Source organism: Hydrogenophaga sp. T2 (genome assembly GCF_049843535.1).
GTDB lineage: Bacteria > Pseudomonadota > Gammaproteobacteria > Burkholderiales > Burkholderiaceae_C > Hydrogenophaga > Hydrogenophaga crocea.
This window is the reverse complement of the sequence record NZ_JBBHZJ010000002.1, coordinates 368,879-383,731: the sequence shown is the minus strand read 5'-3', so window position 1 is coordinate 383,731 and position 14,853 is coordinate 368,879. Positions and strand designations below refer to the sequence as shown.

15 protein-coding genes are annotated in these 14,853 nt (G+C 70.0%); 12 read left to right on the top strand and 3 right to left on the bottom strand.

Going from position 1 to position 14,853, the window contains the following annotated elements; all coding sequences use genetic code 11:
- Positions 1–21 precede the first annotated feature (21 nt).
- The 11 genes from WDZ95_RS05415 (at position 22) to queC (ending at position 11,552) form a co-directional block, all read left to right on the top strand.
- Positions 22–687: a flagellar hook assembly protein FlgD gene (locus WDZ95_RS05415; RefSeq protein ID WP_240936445.1), complete on the top strand. Its 666-nt coding sequence runs from the start codon at positions 22–24 to the stop codon at positions 685–687.
- A gap of 30 nt (positions 688–717) precedes the next feature.
- On the top strand, positions 718–1,926 hold the full coding sequence (gene flgE / locus WDZ95_RS05410; protein WP_166230241.1) for a flagellar hook protein FlgE: 1,209 nt from the start codon (positions 718–720) through the stop codon (positions 1,924–1,926).
- Between the two features lie 254 nt (positions 1,927–2,180).
- The gene (gene flgF / locus WDZ95_RS05405; protein ID WP_166230243.1) at positions 2,181–2,915 is read left to right on the top strand and encodes a flagellar basal-body rod protein FlgF; all 735 of its coding nucleotides are present in this window, start codon (positions 2,181–2,183) and stop codon (positions 2,913–2,915) included.
- A gap of 20 nt (positions 2,916–2,935) precedes the next feature.
- On the top strand, positions 2,936–3,718 hold the full coding sequence (gene flgG / locus WDZ95_RS05400; protein WP_166230245.1) for a flagellar basal-body rod protein FlgG: 783 nt from the start codon (positions 2,936–2,938) through the stop codon (positions 3,716–3,718).
- Between the two features lie 17 nt (positions 3,719–3,735).
- Complete coding sequence (locus tag WDZ95_RS05395; RefSeq protein WP_166230247.1) at positions 3,736–4,410, top strand: flagellar basal body L-ring protein FlgH; 675 nt, start codon at positions 3,736–3,738, stop codon at positions 4,408–4,410.
- Positions 4,411–4,454: 44 nt separating this feature from the next.
- Entirely contained in the window at positions 4,455–5,582 is a 1,128-nt protein-coding gene (locus WDZ95_RS05390) for a flagellar basal body P-ring protein FlgI (RefSeq protein ID WP_425776753.1), read from the top strand.
- Positions 5,582–6,430, top strand: a complete 849-nt coding sequence (flgJ, locus tag WDZ95_RS05385) for a flagellar assembly peptidoglycan hydrolase FlgJ (RefSeq protein ID WP_166230251.1) — start codon at positions 5,582–5,584, stop codon at positions 6,428–6,430. The genes WDZ95_RS05390 and flgJ overlap by 1 nt, the downstream gene beginning before the upstream one ends.
- Before the next feature lie 14 nt (positions 6,431–6,444).
- The gene (gene flgK, locus WDZ95_RS05380; protein ID WP_425776750.1) at positions 6,445–8,358 is read left to right on the top strand and encodes a flagellar hook-associated protein FlgK; all 1,914 of its coding nucleotides are present in this window, start codon (positions 6,445–6,447) and stop codon (positions 8,356–8,358) included.
- A 2-nt stretch (positions 8,359–8,360) separates the two neighbouring features.
- Complete coding sequence (flgL, locus tag WDZ95_RS05375; protein WP_425776748.1) at positions 8,361–9,581, top strand: flagellar hook-associated protein FlgL; 1,221 nt, start codon at positions 8,361–8,363, stop codon at positions 9,579–9,581.
- Between the two features lie 11 nt (positions 9,582–9,592).
- On the top strand, positions 9,593–10,795 hold the full coding sequence (locus WDZ95_RS05370) for an HDOD domain-containing protein (protein WP_166230256.1): 1,203 nt from the start codon (positions 9,593–9,595) through the stop codon (positions 10,793–10,795).
- 37 nt (positions 10,796–10,832) lie between these two features.
- On the top strand, positions 10,833–11,552 hold the full coding sequence (gene queC, locus WDZ95_RS05365; protein ID WP_425776746.1) for a 7-cyano-7-deazaguanine synthase QueC: 720 nt from the start codon (positions 10,833–10,835) through the stop codon (positions 11,550–11,552).
- Positions 11,553–11,567: 15 nt separating this feature from the next.
- Here the strand turns inward: queC and WDZ95_RS05360 are convergent, their stop codons facing one another.
- The 3 genes from WDZ95_RS05360 to WDZ95_RS05350 form a co-directional block, all read right to left on the bottom strand.
- The gene (locus WDZ95_RS05360) at positions 11,568–11,963 is read right to left on the bottom strand and encodes a type II toxin-antitoxin system VapC family toxin (protein ID WP_425776744.1); all 396 of its coding nucleotides are present in this window, start codon (positions 11,961–11,963) and stop codon (positions 11,568–11,570) included.
- The gene (locus tag WDZ95_RS05355) at positions 11,960–12,205 is read right to left on the bottom strand and encodes a FitA-like ribbon-helix-helix domain-containing protein (RefSeq protein ID WP_166230262.1); all 246 of its coding nucleotides are present in this window, start codon (positions 12,203–12,205) and stop codon (positions 11,960–11,962) included. The genes WDZ95_RS05360 and WDZ95_RS05355 overlap by 4 nt, the downstream gene beginning before the upstream one ends.
- A gap of 67 nt (positions 12,206–12,272) precedes the next feature.
- Positions 12,273–13,001 carry an aspartate/glutamate racemase family protein gene (locus tag WDZ95_RS05350; protein ID WP_425776742.1) on the bottom strand — a complete coding sequence of 243 codons (729 nt, stop codon included), beginning with the start codon at positions 12,999–13,001 and terminating at the stop codon, positions 12,273–12,275.
- 164 nt (positions 13,002–13,165) lie between these two features.
- Here WDZ95_RS05350 and WDZ95_RS05345 point away from each other — a divergent pair, with 164 nt between their 5' ends.
- Positions 13,166–14,836, top strand: a complete 1,671-nt coding sequence (locus tag WDZ95_RS05345) for an ABC transporter substrate-binding protein (protein WP_425776740.1) — start codon at positions 13,166–13,168, stop codon at positions 14,834–14,836.
- The last annotated feature ends 17 nt before the right edge of the window (positions 14,837–14,853 follow it).

The window sequence follows — 14,853 nt, the reverse complement described above, 5'->3', positions numbered from 1 at the left end:
GCCCTTCGAGGAACCCGCACCATGATGTTCTCCAACCCCCTGGACCTGTCCGGCCTCGGCAACACCGTCGGCAGCTCCACCGCCAAGTCCGCCACCTCGGCCACCAACGCCGAGGCCACGCAGGACCGGTTCCTGAAGCTGCTGGTCGCGCAGCTCAACAACCAGGACCCGATGAACCCGATGGACAACGCGCAGATGACCACGCAGATGACCCAGATCAACACGGTCGCGGGCATCGAGTCGCTCAACACCACGCTCAAGGGCATGGCCGCGCAGTACTCGGCCATGCAGACCATGCAGGGCGTGTCGCTGATCGGCCGCGAAGCCCTGGTCGCGGGCACGCAGTTCGGCTTCGACGGCACCGTGGGCAAGGCCGCGTTCCGCCTGCCGGCCGCGGCGTCCAACGTGCAGGTCGACGTGATCGGCAAGGACGGCAGCGTGATCGACACGCTCGACTTCGGCGGCCTCACCGCGGGCCAGCACTCGTTCAACTGGGACGGCAGCGACCACAGCCCCACCGACGTGGCGGGCTACCGCGTGCGCGCGTCCAACGGCGGCACCCCGGTCAATGCCACCACCTTCACGCGACTGACGGTGACCGCCGTGGGCAACAAGGACGGCCAGCTGCAGCTCGAGCTGCAGGACGGCAGCACCCTGTCCCAGGACAAGATCACCACCTTCATCTAAACCCCGACACCGCACCGCAAGGAAACCACCATGGCATTCCAGCAAGGACTCTCCGGCCTCAACAGCGCGAGCAAGAACCTCGACGTGATCGGCCACAACATCGCCAACGGCAACACGGTGGGCATGAAGTCTTCGCGCGCCGAGTTCGCCGAGGTGTACGCGAGCTCGGTCAATGCGGCCGGCGGCGTGAACCAGGGCATCGGCGTGTCGGTGGCCTCGGTGTCGCAGCAGTTCACCCAGGGCAACATCACCATCACCGGCAACGACCTCGACGTCGCCATCAACGGCGCGGGCTTCTTCGAACTCACCATGCCCAACGGCACCGTGGCCTACAGCCGCGCCGGCATGTTCAAGCTCGACGACCAGGGCAACATCGTCACCAACCAGGGCGGCCAGCTCATGGGCTACCCCACCGATGCGGCGGGCAACCGCCTGAGCTTCAACCCGGTGCCCCTGTCGCTGCCCACCGCGAGCCCGATCCCCGCGCAGCAGACCGGCACCATCACCGCCGAATTCAACCTCGACGCGCGCGCGCCGGTGTGGAACACCGCGACGCCGCCCACGCCGCTGTCCACCTACGGCACTTCGCTGGTGTGCTTCGATTCGCAGGGCATCGAGATCCCGGTGAACCTGGCCTTCCGCAAGGTGGGCAACAACAGCTGGGAGGTCTACACCGGTGTCAACGGCGCCGACCCCGCGCTGTCCACGCCCTTCACCGTGAACTTCCTGGCCGACGGCTCGCTCGACACCGCGACCACCACGATCCCGCCGCTCGCGCTGAGCTCGCCCAACGGCACCTTCAACGTGAACCTGGACTTCAACAACATCACGCAGTTCGGCACCGCCTTCGGCGTCACCGAGCTCGATCAGGACGGCTACCGCCCGGGCCAGTTCATCGGCCTGAAGATCAACGAGAACGGCGTGGTCACGGGCCAGTACTCCAACGGCGAAACCCGTGCCGCGGGCCAGATCGCGCTCGTGAACTTCCGCAACGCCCAGGGCCTGCAGCCGGGCAGCGGCGGCAACTGGTCGGCCACCTTCACCTCGGGCGAGCCGCTGCGCGGCGAGGCCGGCAGCGGCAACTTCGGCAAGCTGCGCGCGGGCGCGCTCGAAGACTCCAACGTCGACATCACCGCCGAGCTGGTCAACATGATGACCGCGCAGCGCGCCTACCAGGCCAACGCCCAGACCATCAAGACCCAGGACCAGGTGCTGAGCACGCTGCTCAACATGCGCTGATCCGGCGCGCCGCCGCCGCGTGGCCGCCCGCCTTTCGCGCCCCGCCCGGGGGCCGTCGCACGACGGTCTTCGCGCGGGGCGCGGCGTTTGCCGGCACCTCGCGCGGGGCCGCGCGGCCCCGCGGTGAAGCGATGAATAGGCCCCCGCGGCGCACGTTGTTCGCGGCATTGGCCACCCTCAAGAATTCCCACAATTCGCTCAAGCCGTCGTGGCCAGCCGTGCTGGTGCCCCCTGGCGAGTGAAAGGACTTGTGCTTGGACCGCTTCATCTACACCGCCATGACCGGTGCCAACGCCGCGGCGCATCGCCAGCAGGTGTTGACCAACAACCTGGCCAACGTGTCCACGCCGGGTTTTCGCGCCGAACTCTCCACTTTCCGCGCCGTGCCCATCCGCGGTGACGGCGCCACCACGCGCGTGTTCGCGCTCGAAGCCACGGCCGGCGCCGACCACAAGCCCGGCGCCATCCAGATCACCGGCCGCGCGCTCGACGTGGCCGCGCAGGGCGACGCCTGGTTCGCGGTGCAAGGCCTCGATGGCACCGAGGCCTACACGCGCGCGGGCGCCTTCGAGGTCAACGCCGAAGGCACGCTCGTGACCGCCAACGGCCTGCCGGTGCTCGGCGATGGCGGGCCCATCGTGGTGCCGGCCAATGCGCACGTGGACATCGGCGCCGACGGCACGGTGAACACCCGCGTGGGCAACGAGCCCGGCCAGGTGGTGGGCCGCCTGAAGATGGTCGTGCCCGACGCCGACAACCCGATCCGCCGCGGCGAGGACGGCCTGTTCCGCGGCGCCGGCGGCGACCCGCTGCCCGCCAGCCCCGTGGCGCGCCTGCAGGACGGCGCGCTCGAAGGCTCCAACGTCAACCCCGTCGAGGCCATGGTCGGCATGATCGCCGCGGCCCGTCAGTACGAATTGCAGATGCGCATGCTGCAGAACGGCGAAGGCAATGACCGCGCCGCGTCGCAACTGCTCAACGTCAGCTAAGCAAAGGCAAAGGAATCGCCATGATCAATTCCCTGATGACCGCCGCCACCGGCATGACCGCGCAGCAGACGCAACTCGACGTCATCTCGCACAACCTGGCCAACGTCAGCACCACCGGCTTCAAGCGCTCGACCGCGGTGTTCGAAGACCTGATGTACCAGAACCTGCGCCAGGTGGGCGCCAACAGCACCGAGCAGGCCGAGCTGCCCACGGGCCTGCAGGTGGGTCTGGGCGTGCGCACCGTGGCCACCAGCCGCAATTTCACGCAGGGCACGCCGCAGCAGTCGGGCCGCGCGCTCGACGTCGCCATCAACGGCGCGGGCTTCTTCCAGGTCGAGATGCCCGACGGCACCACCGGCTACACGCGCGACGGCAGCTTCCAGGTCGACGCCCAGGGCCGCATGGTCACCAACAGCGGCTACCCGCTCACCGCGGGCATCACCGTGCCCGCGCAGACCGAGAGCGTCACGATCTCGTCCGACGGCATCGTGAGCGCCAAGATCACCGGCCAGACGCAGCCGCAGCGCATCGGCCAGATCGAGCTCGCCAACTTCATCAACCCGCCGGGCCTGGAGCCGCTGGGCCAGAACCTGTACCGCGAGAGCGTGGCCTCGGGCGCGCCCGTGGCCTCGGCCCCCGGCGCCACCGGCATGGGCTACCTCATGCAGGGCTACACCGAAGCGTCCAACGTCAACGTGGTGCAGGAGCTGGTGCAGATGATCCAGACCCAGCGCGCCTACGAGATGAATTCCAAGGCGATCCAGACCTCGGACCAGATGCTGCAGCGCCTGAGCCAGCTGTGATTCCCGAAAGGCCCGCCATGATCCGCCTCGCCCTCACGCTCGCCCTGGCCCTGCTGGCCACCGGTTGCGAAACGCTGCAGAACCAGCCCAAGGTCGACCTGCAGCCGGCGCAGCCGGTGCAGTACGTGCAGACCACGCCGCCCGCCGCGCCCACCGGCGGCCTGTTCCAGGCCGCGAGCTACCGCCCGCCGCTTGAAGACGCGCGCGCGCGGCTGCCGGGCGACATCGTCACCATCCAGATCACCGAACGCGTCACCGCGAGCCAGAGCTCCTCGGCCTCGATCGACCGCAGCGGCGAGGCCTCGGGCAGCATCAGCGCCATCCCGCTGTTCGGCGGCTCGTCGCCCTGGGCCAAGTCAAGCCTGGGCGCGCAGAGCAGCAACACCTTCGCGGGCGACGGCAAGAACCAGGCGAACAACGCCTTCACCGGCTCCATCACGGCCACGGTGCAGCAGGTGCTGCCCAACGGCCATCTGGTGGTGGTGGGCGAGAAGCAGATCGGCGTCAACGCCAACGTCGACGTGATGCGCTTCTCCGGCACCATCAACCCGCGCGACATCCGGCCCGGCAACGTGGTGCCCTCGACCCAGGTGGCCAACGCGCGCATCGAGTCGCGCAACCGCGGCGCGCAGGGCGAAGCCATGTCAATTGGCTGGTTGGCGCGCTTCTTTTTGAGCGTTCTGCCGTTCTGACACCCGCCACCATCGGTGGCATGCAACCCCTAGGCCGTCCTGCCATGAGCCCTGCTTTCTTTATCGACCGATGCCTGCGCCACTTGATGGTGGTCTGCTGCGCGCTCGCGCTGCTGCCCGCCGCCGCCCAGAGCGTGCGCGTGAAGGAGATCGCGGCGGTGCAGGGCGTGCGTAGCAACATGCTCACGGGCTATGGCCTGGTGGTGGGCCTGGACGGCACCGGCGACCAGACCTCGCAGATGCCCTACACCGGCCAGAGCCTGGCCAACTTTTTGCAGCAGCACGGCCTCACGCTGCCCGCGGGCGCGAGCCCGCAGCTCAAGAACGTGGCCGCGGTGATGATCACCGCCGAACTGCCGCCGTTCGCGCAGCCGGGCCAGGCGATCGACGTCACCGTCTCGTCCATTGGCAATGCGAAGTCGCTGCGCGGCGGCACGCTGGTGGTGTCGCCGCTGCGCGGCGCCGACGGCGAGATCTACGCGCTCGCGCAAGGCAACCTCATGGTCGGCGGCGCGGGCGCTTCGGCCGGCGGCAGCAAGGTGCAGATCAACCACCTGAGCGCGGGCCGCATCCCCGGCGGCGGCCAGGTGGAGCGCGCCGTGCCCACGCCGCTGCACTCGGGCGGCACGCTCGACCTCGGCCTCAACAGCAACGACTTCCAGACCGCCACGCGCGTGACCGACGCGATCAACAAGGCGCTGGGCGCGGGCACGGCCGCGGCCGTGGACGGCCGCGTGGTGCGCCTGAACGCGCCCGCCGACCCGAGCGCGCGTGTGGCCTTCCTCGCGCGCGTCGAAGAGGTGCGCATCGAATCGGCCGTGCCCACGGCCAAGGTGGTGATCAACGCACGCACCGGCTCCATCGTGATGAACCAGGCCGTCACGCTCAGCCCGGTGGCGGTGGCGCACGGCAACCTGTCGGTGAGCATCAGCACCACCCCCGTCATCAGCCAGCCGGCCCCGCTGTCGGGCGGCGAGACCGTGGTGCGCGAACAATCGAACATCCAGATCAGCCAGGACAAGGGCTCGCTCGTGTCCATGGGACCGGCCGCGCAACTGGCCGACGTGGTGAAGGCGCTCAACGCGCTCGGCGCCACGCCGCAGGACCTGCTCGCCATCCTGCAGGCGATCAAGGCCTCGGGCGCACTCAACGCGGAGCTGGAGGTGATCTGATGGCCATCGGCACCTCGATCACGCCCGCCGGCCTGGCGGCCGACCCGACCTCGCTGAACGCGCTCAAGGCCGCGGGCAACGACAAGGCCGCGCTCAAGGAAGCCGCCAAGCAGTTCGAGGCGCTGTTCATGCGCGAGCTGCTCAAGAGCATGCGCGAGGCCACGGCCAAGAGCGGCCTCATGGACAGCCAGGGCGAGAACATGGGCACGGACCTGCTCGACCAGCAGTTTTCGGTGCAGCTCTCGGGCCTGCCGGGCGGCCTGTCCGAGGCCATCGAACGCCAGCTCGGCCGCCAGCTCACGGGCCAGGCCACCGACATGCAGGCCCCGGGCGGCCTGCGCATGCCCAGCACGGTGGACCGCGTGAGCGCCACCGAACGCCAGGCCGACTTCGTCGAGAAACACAGCGCCGCGGCCCAGGCCGTGGCGCGCGAATCGGGCATTCCCGCGGCCTTCATGATCGGCCAGGCCGGCCACGAGAGCGGCTGGGGCCGCGGCGAGATCCGCCACGCCGACGGCTCGCCCGCGTTCAACCTGTTCGGCATCAAGGCCACGGGCGGCTGGACCGGCAAGGTCGCCGAGATCACCACCACCGAATACATCGACGGCGAGCCCCGCAAGGTGACCGCGAAGTTCCGCGCCTACGACTCCTACGAGGAATCGTTCCGCGACTACGCGCGCCTGATCGGCAACAGCCCGCGCTACGAAGGCGTGATGGAGCAGCGCCACTCGGTGCAGGGCTTCGCCAGCGGTCTGCAGCGCGCCGGCTACGCCACCGACCCGGCCTACGCGGCCAAGCTCAGCCGCGCCATCAACACCACGCTGTCGCTGCAGCGGGCCCAGGGCTGAGGGGGAGCTTCCGCATGTCATCGCTCAACATCGCCACCCGCGCGCTCACCACCAACATGGCGGCGCTGCAGGTCATCGGCCACAACATCGCCAACGTCAACACCGAAGGCTATTCGCGCCAGACGGTGCAGCTGCAGAACGCGGGCTACCAGTCCACCGGCGGCGGCTACTTCGGCAAGGGCGTGGAGATCGCCACCGTCGACCGCGCCTACAACGCGCACCTCACGCGCGAGGCGCGCATCACGGCTTCCACCGCGGCCGGCGACGCCGCGCGGCTGGAGCGCCTGGAGCAGCTCGAGGCCCTGTTCCCCATGGGCGACAAGGGCCTGGGCAGCGCGCTCAACGACATGCTCAACGCCTGGGCCGACCTGTCGGCCTCGCCGAGCAACAGCACCGCGCGCTCGGTGGTGATCTCGCGCGCCGACGCCTTTGCCGCGCGCCTGCGCGACACCGCGGGCCAGATCGACCTGCTGCGCAACAGCACGCAGCAGCAGGTGGGCGAGCACGTCGACGCCATCAACCGCCTTGCGACCGAGCTCGCCGGCGTCAACCGCAGCATCATCGAGACCGCGGGCGGCAGCCACGTGCCCAACGACCTGTTCGACCAGCGCGACAAGCTGCTGGCCGACCTGAGCCAGTACGCGCAGATCAGCGTGGTGCCGGGCGAGGGCGGCTCGGCCAACGTCTTCCTGGGCGGCAGCCAGCCGCTGGTGCTGGGCACGCAGACCGGCAAGCTCGCGGTGCAGCGCGACCCGCTCGACACCTCGCGCATCAACGTCATGTTCACCCAGGGCGCGCTCGCCACGCCGCTGGACGCCAACACCCTGGGCAGCGGCGCGCTCGCGGGCACGCTGCGCTTCCTCAACGACGACCTGAGCGCGATCCAGAACCAGGTGGGCCGCATCGCGCTGGCCACGTCCTCGCTCATCAACCAGCAGCACCAGCTCGGTGTGGATCTGGCGGGCAACATGGGCGGCAACTTCTTCGTGCCCACCGGCCCGGCCCAGGGCCTGCCCGCGCCCACCAACGCGAGCGCCGCCACCGCGGCCGCCACGGTCAGCAACCCGCAGGCGTTGATCGCGTCCGACTACGAGCTGCGCGTGGAGGCCACGGGCTTCTCGGTGCGGCGCCTGTCCGACGGCACGACCACCGCGCTGGCCACGCTGCCCGCCGAGATCGACGGCCTGAGCTTCAGCATCGGCGCCGGCCCCGCCGCCGTGGGCGACAGCTTCCGCATCCGCCCCTACGAGGGCGCGGCGCGCAACCTGCAGGTGGCCATCGCCGCGCCGTCGAGCCTGGCCGTGGCCAGCCCGGTGCTGGTCACGCCCGGCACCGGCAATTCCGCGGGCATGAGCGTGGAATCGCTCTACGCGTGGGCGCCCTCGGCCAACCTCACCGACCCGGTCACCCTCACCTTCAACGCCGACGGCACCTTCAGCGCCACCGGCCTGGGCCCGGGCAACCCGCCGCCCGACAACCCCGGCCCGCCCGCGAGCTACAAATACACGCCGGGCCAGCCGCTGCAGTTCAACGGCTGGAGCCTCACGCTGCGCGGCACGCCCACCGCGGGCGACAGCTTCGCCATCGGCGCCGCGCCTTCGAGTGCCATCGCTCAGAACGCGGGCAACGCCAACGGCATGCTCGCCTTGCGCAGCCTGGCCACCTTCGAGGGCACGGCCTTGTCCGACGGCTACGTGAGCCTGTTCTCCGACGTCGGCTCGCGGGTGCAGAACGCCCAGTTCTCGGCCGCCTTCTCGAGCAACGTGGCCACCACCGCCGAACAGGCGCGCGCCAACGTGGCCGGTGTCAACCTCGACGAAGAGGCCGCGCGCCTGCTGCAGTTCCAGCAGGCCTACCAGGCCTCGGCCAAATTCCTGCAGATCGCGCAGAGCACCTTCGACAGCCTGCTGCAAACCGTGGGCCGCTGATCATGAGTTTTCGCATCGCCACCTCCAACCAGTACGACCGCACCGTGGCGCAGCTTGGCATGCGCCAGACCGAGCTGGCGCGCCAGCAGGAGCGCATGTCCACCGGCAAGCAGGTGCTCAAGGCCAGCGACGACCCCGTGGCCGCCACGCTCAACGAGGCCTCGCGCAACCGCTCCTCGCGGCTCGAGGCCGATCTGCGTGCGCTCAACGCCTCGCGCACCAGCCTGCAGCAGGCCGAGTCGGGCCTGGCCGAATCGGGCGAGCTCATGATCAAGGTGAAGGAGCTGCTGGTGTCGGCCGGCAACGGCTCGTACACCGACGCCGAACGCGCCGACATCGCGCGCCAGCTCGAAGGCCTGCGCGAGCAGCTCATCACCGTGGCCAACCGCACCGACAGCAGCGGCCGCACGCTCTACGGCGGCCTGGGCGGCAACTCGGTGCCCTTCGTGGACGTGTACAGCCCCAGCGGCAACGGCGTGGTCTTCCAGGGCCTGCGCGGCCAGCCCGCGCCCGGCGACAACAGCCTGCCGCAGACGCTCGACGGCAACGCCATCTGGATGCGTGTGCCCCAGGGCAACGGCAGCTTCACGCTCAGCGTGCCCACGAGCAATACCGGCTCGGTCACCACCAGCCTGGGCGAGGTGACCAACACGGCCGCTCTCACGGGCGACAACTACCGCGTCGATTTCGCGGTGGTCGCCGGCGTCACGCAATACACCCTGACCAACACCACCACCGGCACGCCGGTGCCCGGCCACGTGGGCGTGCCCTACGTGAGCGGCGCCACCATCAACGCCGACGGCCTGAGCTTTTCCATGACCGGCGAACCCGACGCGGGCGACCGCGTGGACCTCGCCGCCAACACCGGGCCCACCAGCGTCTTCGGCGTGATCGAGAACGCCGTCGCCGCGCTGCGCTACAACGGCCCGGGCGAGCAGACCTTCCGCACCCAGGAACTGGGCCGCGCCATGACCGAGATGGAAAGCTCGCTCGACAGCGTGCTGCTGGCGCGCGGCCGCGTGGGCGAATGGCTCAACCGCGCCGATTCGCAGGAAACCCTCATGAAAGACCGCGTGGTCGACCTCGAGACCGAGCAATCGCGGCTCACCGACCTCGACCCCGTCAAGGGTATTTCCGACTTCCAGAAGCAGCAGCTCGCGCTCGATGCTGCGATCAAGTCGTACGCGCAGGTGCAACGCCTGTCCCTGTTCAACCAGATCTGATTCCCGCCCGCATGCTCAACGCGCATTCCGTCCTCGACAGCGTCGCCATGGCCTATGCGCCGCTGTGGAACCGCGCGCGCGAACTCGCCGGGGTGCGCCTGTACGTGCGCGCCATCCACCCCGAAGGCGTGGACGCCCAGCACCTGCTGCAGGCCGTGGGTGACGACTGGCCCGAGGGCGCGCCGCCGCTGCTGGTGTCGCTGCAGACGCCGCGGCTGCTGCAGCAGGCCCTGCAGTGCCCGCCGGTGCGCAACACCTCGATCGAGGTGCCGGCGGCGATGTTCCAGGGCCAGGAAACCCTGGCGCGCCTGTCGGCCGCGCAGCGCCGCGGCCACCAGCTCGTGCGCAGCGGCGCGCTCGGCGCGCTGCGCGGCCAGCCCTCGCCGGGCGTGGACCACCGCAACCTGCTGCACGTGGACCCGCTCGACCGGCTCGAACCGCTGCCGGGCCAATGGCTCGAAGGCCTGGACACCCAGGCCCGCGTGCAGCAGGCGCTCGACCAGGCCGGCGCCGCCGCCGTGCTCGACTGGCCCGTGGCCGACGTCATGAAGGCCCACCGCCACGCCCCGCTGCGCTACGACCGCCGCGTGGTGGAGCAGGTGCTCGCGGTGATCGACGACGAAGAGTGCTCGATCGAGTACCTGGAACGCCTGGTGCGCCAGGACCCGGTGCTGATCTACCGCATCCTCTCGCTGGTGAACTCGGCCGCCTACGGCGCGCACCGCGAGATCGGCTCGCTGCGCCACGCGCTCATGATGCTGGGCTTTCGCGAGCTCGGCCGATGGCTCGTGGAGCAGCTGCCCGAGCTCGAACCCGACCCCGACCTGCAGCCCGTGCGCTACGCCATGGTGATGCGCTCGCGCCTGGCGCACCACCTGCTCGCGAGCGGCTCGGACGACCTGCTGCGCGCCGAGGTCTACACCACGGCCGCGCTCGCGCAGCTCGATCTGCTGCTGCACCAGCCGCTGGCCGACCTGCTGCACCGCCTGCCGCTGCCCCCGCGCATCACCGACGCGCTGCTGCGCCGCGACGGCCCGTACTTTCCGCTGCTCGACGTGGCGCGCGCCATGGGCGATCCCACGCGCATCGACCGCCTCGAGACCGTGTGCCGCCGCCACGAGATCACGCTCGACCAGGCCAACCGCGCGCTGCTGCGCATGCTGGCCACCAGCCGCGACCACGCGGCGCGGCGGTCGGAGCGGTTGATGCACTGAGGGGCTTCGCGCGGGGCGAACGTTCTAACATCGCCCCATGCCCGACCCCCAACGCCACACCCGCGCCCTCGTCCTCTTCTCCGGCGGCCAGGACTCCACCACCTGCCTCGCCCACGCCCTGCAGCGCTACGACCATGTCGAGACCGTCGGCTTCGACTACGGCCAGCGCCACCACGTCGAACTCGATGCGCGGCTGAACGTGCTGCACCACCTGCGCGCGCAGTTCCCCGACTGGGTGCGCAAGCTCGGTCCCGACCACGTGCTCGACCTCGCGGTGCTGGGCTCGGTGTCGGAGACCTCGCTCACGCGCGACATGGCATTCCGCATGCAGGCCAATGGCCTGCCCAACACCTTCGTGCCGGGGCGCAACCTGCTGTTTCTCACGCTGGCCGCGGCGTTGGCCTACCGGCGCGGCCTCAGCGCGCTCGTCACCGGCGTGTGCGAAACCGATTTCTCGGGCTACCCCGACTGCCGCGACGACACCATGAAGGCCATGCAGCTCGCGCTCTCGCTCGGCATGGACCAGCGCTTCCTGGTCGACACGCCGCTGATGTGGATCGACAAGGCCGACACCTGGCGGCTCGCGCGCGATCTCGGCGGCGACGCGCTGATCGACCTGATCGTGGAGCACAGCCACACCTGCTACCTCGGCGACCGCGAGCACCGCCACGACTGGGGCTGGGGCTGCGGCAGCTGCCCCGCGTGCGAACTGCGCGCGCGCGGCTGGGCCGCGTTCCGCAAGGGCGTGCGGGCCTGAGCGGCCTGGCTGGGCTCAGATCCGCGCGAGCGCGCGGGTGTCGTCGACGAAGGCTTGTCGCAGCTTGGCGTCCCGGGTGATCAGCGCTGTGCCCAGGCGGCGGGCCAGCACCACGAACTCGCAGTCGTAGGCGCTGCATCCACTGGCTTGGGCAAGCTGCAGCACATCGAGCGAGTCCACCTCGTATTCGCGATCGGCCATCAGCGCTTCGGCTTCGCGCTGGATGCGGTAGGCGTCTTCGAGCGCCAACAGGGATTTGCGCAGGTAGGTCGAGAGGATGTTGCGCAACTCGCTGCGCCACAGGACGGGCGCGGCCCAGTCGCCATCGGTCAGCAGCAAGGCCTCGGCCGCGGCGGTATAGGGCCCAGGCAGGTAGAGGTAGGCGATGACGTTGGTGTCGACGACGATCACTTGCGCCCCTGCCGTTTGGCGGTGTCGATGTCGGCCGGTTTGAACGCGCCCGGCTTGAGGCCAGCGCGCAGCGCGCGGGCCCGGGAGACGCGCTCCTGGGCGCTCAGCCGGCGGGGCAGCAAAGCGCCTTCCAGGCACGCGATGGCCTCGCTGTTGAGGCTGCGGTGGTGCAGCTCGGCAGCGCTCTTGAGCTGCGCGTAGAGCTCATCGGGTATGCCTTTGAGGGTCAGGTTGGTCGGCATGGCGGTGCTCCGTGGCGGATGAAACCATTATGGTTCCATAGTGGTTCCTTGAGCCGCGCCAGTCCTTTCACCAGCGCAGCGTCCCCGCCCAGCCCGCCATGGGCTTGGGCAACGGCGGCGCGTAGTCGCCGTGCGCGCTGGTGCGCAGGCCCAGCGACACCAGGCTCTCGGCCCACTTCACCGCCACCGCCACGCCGTCGACCACGGGCACGCCCAGGCGCTCGCCGAGCGTGCGGCACAGCGGCGCCATGCCCGCGCAGCCCAGCACGATGGCGCCGCTGCGGTCGCGCGCCAGGGCGGTGCGCGCGGCCGCCTCCAGCTGGTTCAGGGTGTCGGGGCTGCAGTCTTCCAGCGCCAGCACCGGCACGTCGGTGCCGTGCACGCCGCGGCAGGCGTGGTGCATGCCGTAGCGCTGCAGCAGCCGCTCGGCCATCACGCAGGTGCGCGTCATGGTGGTCACCACCGAGAAGCCGGTGCTCAGCAGGGCCGCGGCCTGGAACGCGGCCTCGGCGATGCCGATCACCGGCGCCGACGTGGCCTCGCGCGCGGCGTCCAGCCCCGGGTCGCCGAAGCAGGCGATCACCACCGCATCGGGTGGCTCGGCGGCCAGGCGCACCTGCTCGGCCACGCCGGCCGCGGCGATGGCTTCGTCGAAGTGGCTCTCGATGGACACCGGACCGAACGTGGGCTGCGTGGCCACGATCCGCGTGCCCGGCGCGGCCACCGCGCGCGCCGCCGCGGCGATGCCTTCGGTCATGCCGCGCGAGGTGTTGGGGTTGATCAGCAGGATCTTCATTTCAGTGCCGGGTCAGGCCCCATGTCGGGGCGTTTTGCATACAAAACGGGCGCTCGCGCTGCGCGTCGGGGCGCCGCCGCGTGGCACGGTGATTGCATACAAAAAGCCTGCCAACCCCCGGCGCACCACAACGCCCCATCCCAACGACCCTTGCTGGAGTCACGATGAACCGGACCACCGCTTCCTCCCGTTTCGCCCCCCGTTCCCTGGGCCTGTCCCTGGCCGCTGCGGCCTGTCTCGCGGCCTTCGGCGGCAGCGCCCTGGCGCAGGAAAAAGTGCTGCGCATCGCCATGACGGCGGCCGACATCCCGCGCACCCTGGGCCAGCCCGACCAGGGCTTCGAGGGCAACCGCTTCACCGGCATTCCCATGTACGACGCGCTCACGCACTGGGACCTGTCCAAGGCCGACGCCCCCAGCGTGCTGGTGCCCGGCCTGGCCACCTCGTGGAAGGTGGACGACAAGGACAAGACCAAGTGGGTCTTCAAGCTGCGCCCGGGCGTGAAGTTCCACGACGGCTCCGACCTCACGGCCGACGCCATCGTGTGGAACGTGCAGAAGGTGCTCGACAAGGACGCGGTGCATTTCGACGCCAGCCAGGTCGGCGTGACCGCCTCGCGCATGCCCACGCTGCGCAGCGCGCGCAAGATCGACAACCTCACGGTGGAGCTCACCACCAGCGAGCCCGACGCCTTCCTGCCGCTCAACCTCACCAACCTGTTCATCGCCTCGCCCGCGCACTGGCAGAAGAAGTTCGACGCCGCGCCAGGCGCGACGCCGGCCGACAAGGCCAAGGCCGCCTGGACCGCGTTCGCGGCCGACGCCTCGGGCTCGGGCCCGTTCAAGATGGCGCGCTTCGTGCCGCGCGAGCGCCTCGAGGTGGTGGCCAACAAGGCCTACTGGGACCCCAAGCGCACGCCCAAGGTCGACCGCGTGGTGATGCTGCCCATGCCCGAGGCCAACGCGCGCACTGCGGCGCTGCTGTCGGGCCAGGTCGACTGGATCGAGGCGCCCGCGCCCGACGCGATGCCCCAGATCCGCCAGCGCGGCTTCAAGATCGAGAGCAACGCGCAGCCGCACGTGTGGCCCTGGCAGCTCTCGTTCGCCGAAGGCTCGCCCTGGCTCGACAAGCGCGTGCGCCACGCGGCCAACCTGTGCGTGGACCGCGAAGGCCTCAAGACCCTGCTGGGCGGCATGATGGCCGTGCCCAAGGGCACCGTGCCCCCGGGCCACCCCTGGTGGGGCAACCCCAAGTTCGACATCAAGTACGACGTGAAGGCCGCCCAGGCCCTCATGACCCAGGCCGGCTTCTCTGCCGCCAAGCCGGTGAAGGTCAAGGTGCAGATTTCGGCCTCGGGCTCGGGCCAGATGCAGCCGCTGCCCATGAACGAGTTCGTGCAGCAGTCGCTCAAGCAGTGCTACTTCGACGTCGAGTTCGACGTGATCGAGTGGAACACCCTGTTCACCAACTGGCGCAAGGGCGCGAAGGACCCGTCGGCCAACGGCGCGCACGCCACCAACGTGAGCTATGCGGCCATGGACCCGTTCTTCGCCATGGTGCGCTTCACCAGCACCAAGACCTTCCCGCCGGTCTCGAACAACTGGGGCTACTTCGGCAACGACGAGTTCGACAAGCTGATCGCCGACGCGCGCACCACCTTCGACGACAAGAAGCGCGACGAGGCGCTGGCCAAGCTGCACGCGCGCATCGTCGAAGAAGCGCCCTTCGTGTGGATCGCGCACGACGTGGGCCCGCGCGCCATGAGCACCAAGATCAAGGGCTTCGTCCAGCCGCGCAGCTGGTTCGTGGACCTGGCCCCGGTCTCGATGGACTGAGCCCCGACGGACGCCGC

Coding starts and splice junctions, on each gene's coding strand:
- WDZ95_RS05415 (WP_240936445.1), top strand. CDS start 22: ATGATGTTCTCCAACCCCCTGGACCTGTCCGGCCTCGGCAACACCGTC.
- flgE (WP_166230241.1), top strand. CDS start 718: ATGGCATTCCAGCAAGGACTCTCCGGCCTCAACAGCGCGAGCAAGAAC.
- flgG (WP_166230245.1), top strand. CDS start 2,936: ATGATCAATTCCCTGATGACCGCCGCCACCGGCATGACCGCGCAGCAG.
- WDZ95_RS05395 (WP_166230247.1), top strand. CDS start 3,736: ATGATCCGCCTCGCCCTCACGCTCGCCCTGGCCCTGCTGGCCACCGGT.
- WDZ95_RS05390 (WP_425776753.1), top strand. CDS start 4,455: ATGAGCCCTGCTTTCTTTATCGACCGATGCCTGCGCCACTTGATGGTG.
- flgJ (WP_166230251.1), top strand. CDS start 5,582: ATGGCCATCGGCACCTCGATCACGCCCGCCGGCCTGGCGGCCGACCCG.
- flgK (WP_425776750.1), top strand. CDS start 6,445: ATGTCATCGCTCAACATCGCCACCCGCGCGCTCACCACCAACATGGCG.
- flgL (WP_425776748.1), top strand. CDS start 8,361: ATGAGTTTTCGCATCGCCACCTCCAACCAGTACGACCGCACCGTGGCG.
- WDZ95_RS05370 (WP_166230256.1), top strand. CDS start 9,593: ATGCTCAACGCGCATTCCGTCCTCGACAGCGTCGCCATGGCCTATGCG.
- queC (WP_425776746.1), top strand. CDS start 10,833: ATGCCCGACCCCCAACGCCACACCCGCGCCCTCGTCCTCTTCTCCGGC.
- WDZ95_RS05355 (WP_166230262.1), bottom strand. CDS start 12,205: ATGCCGACCAACCTGACCCTCAAAGGCATACCCGATGAGCTCTACGCG.
- WDZ95_RS05350 (WP_425776742.1), bottom strand. CDS start 13,001: ATGAAGATCCTGCTGATCAACCCCAACACCTCGCGCGGCATGACCGAA.
- WDZ95_RS05345 (WP_425776740.1), top strand. CDS start 13,166: ATGAACCGGACCACCGCTTCCTCCCGTTTCGCCCCCCGTTCCCTGGGC.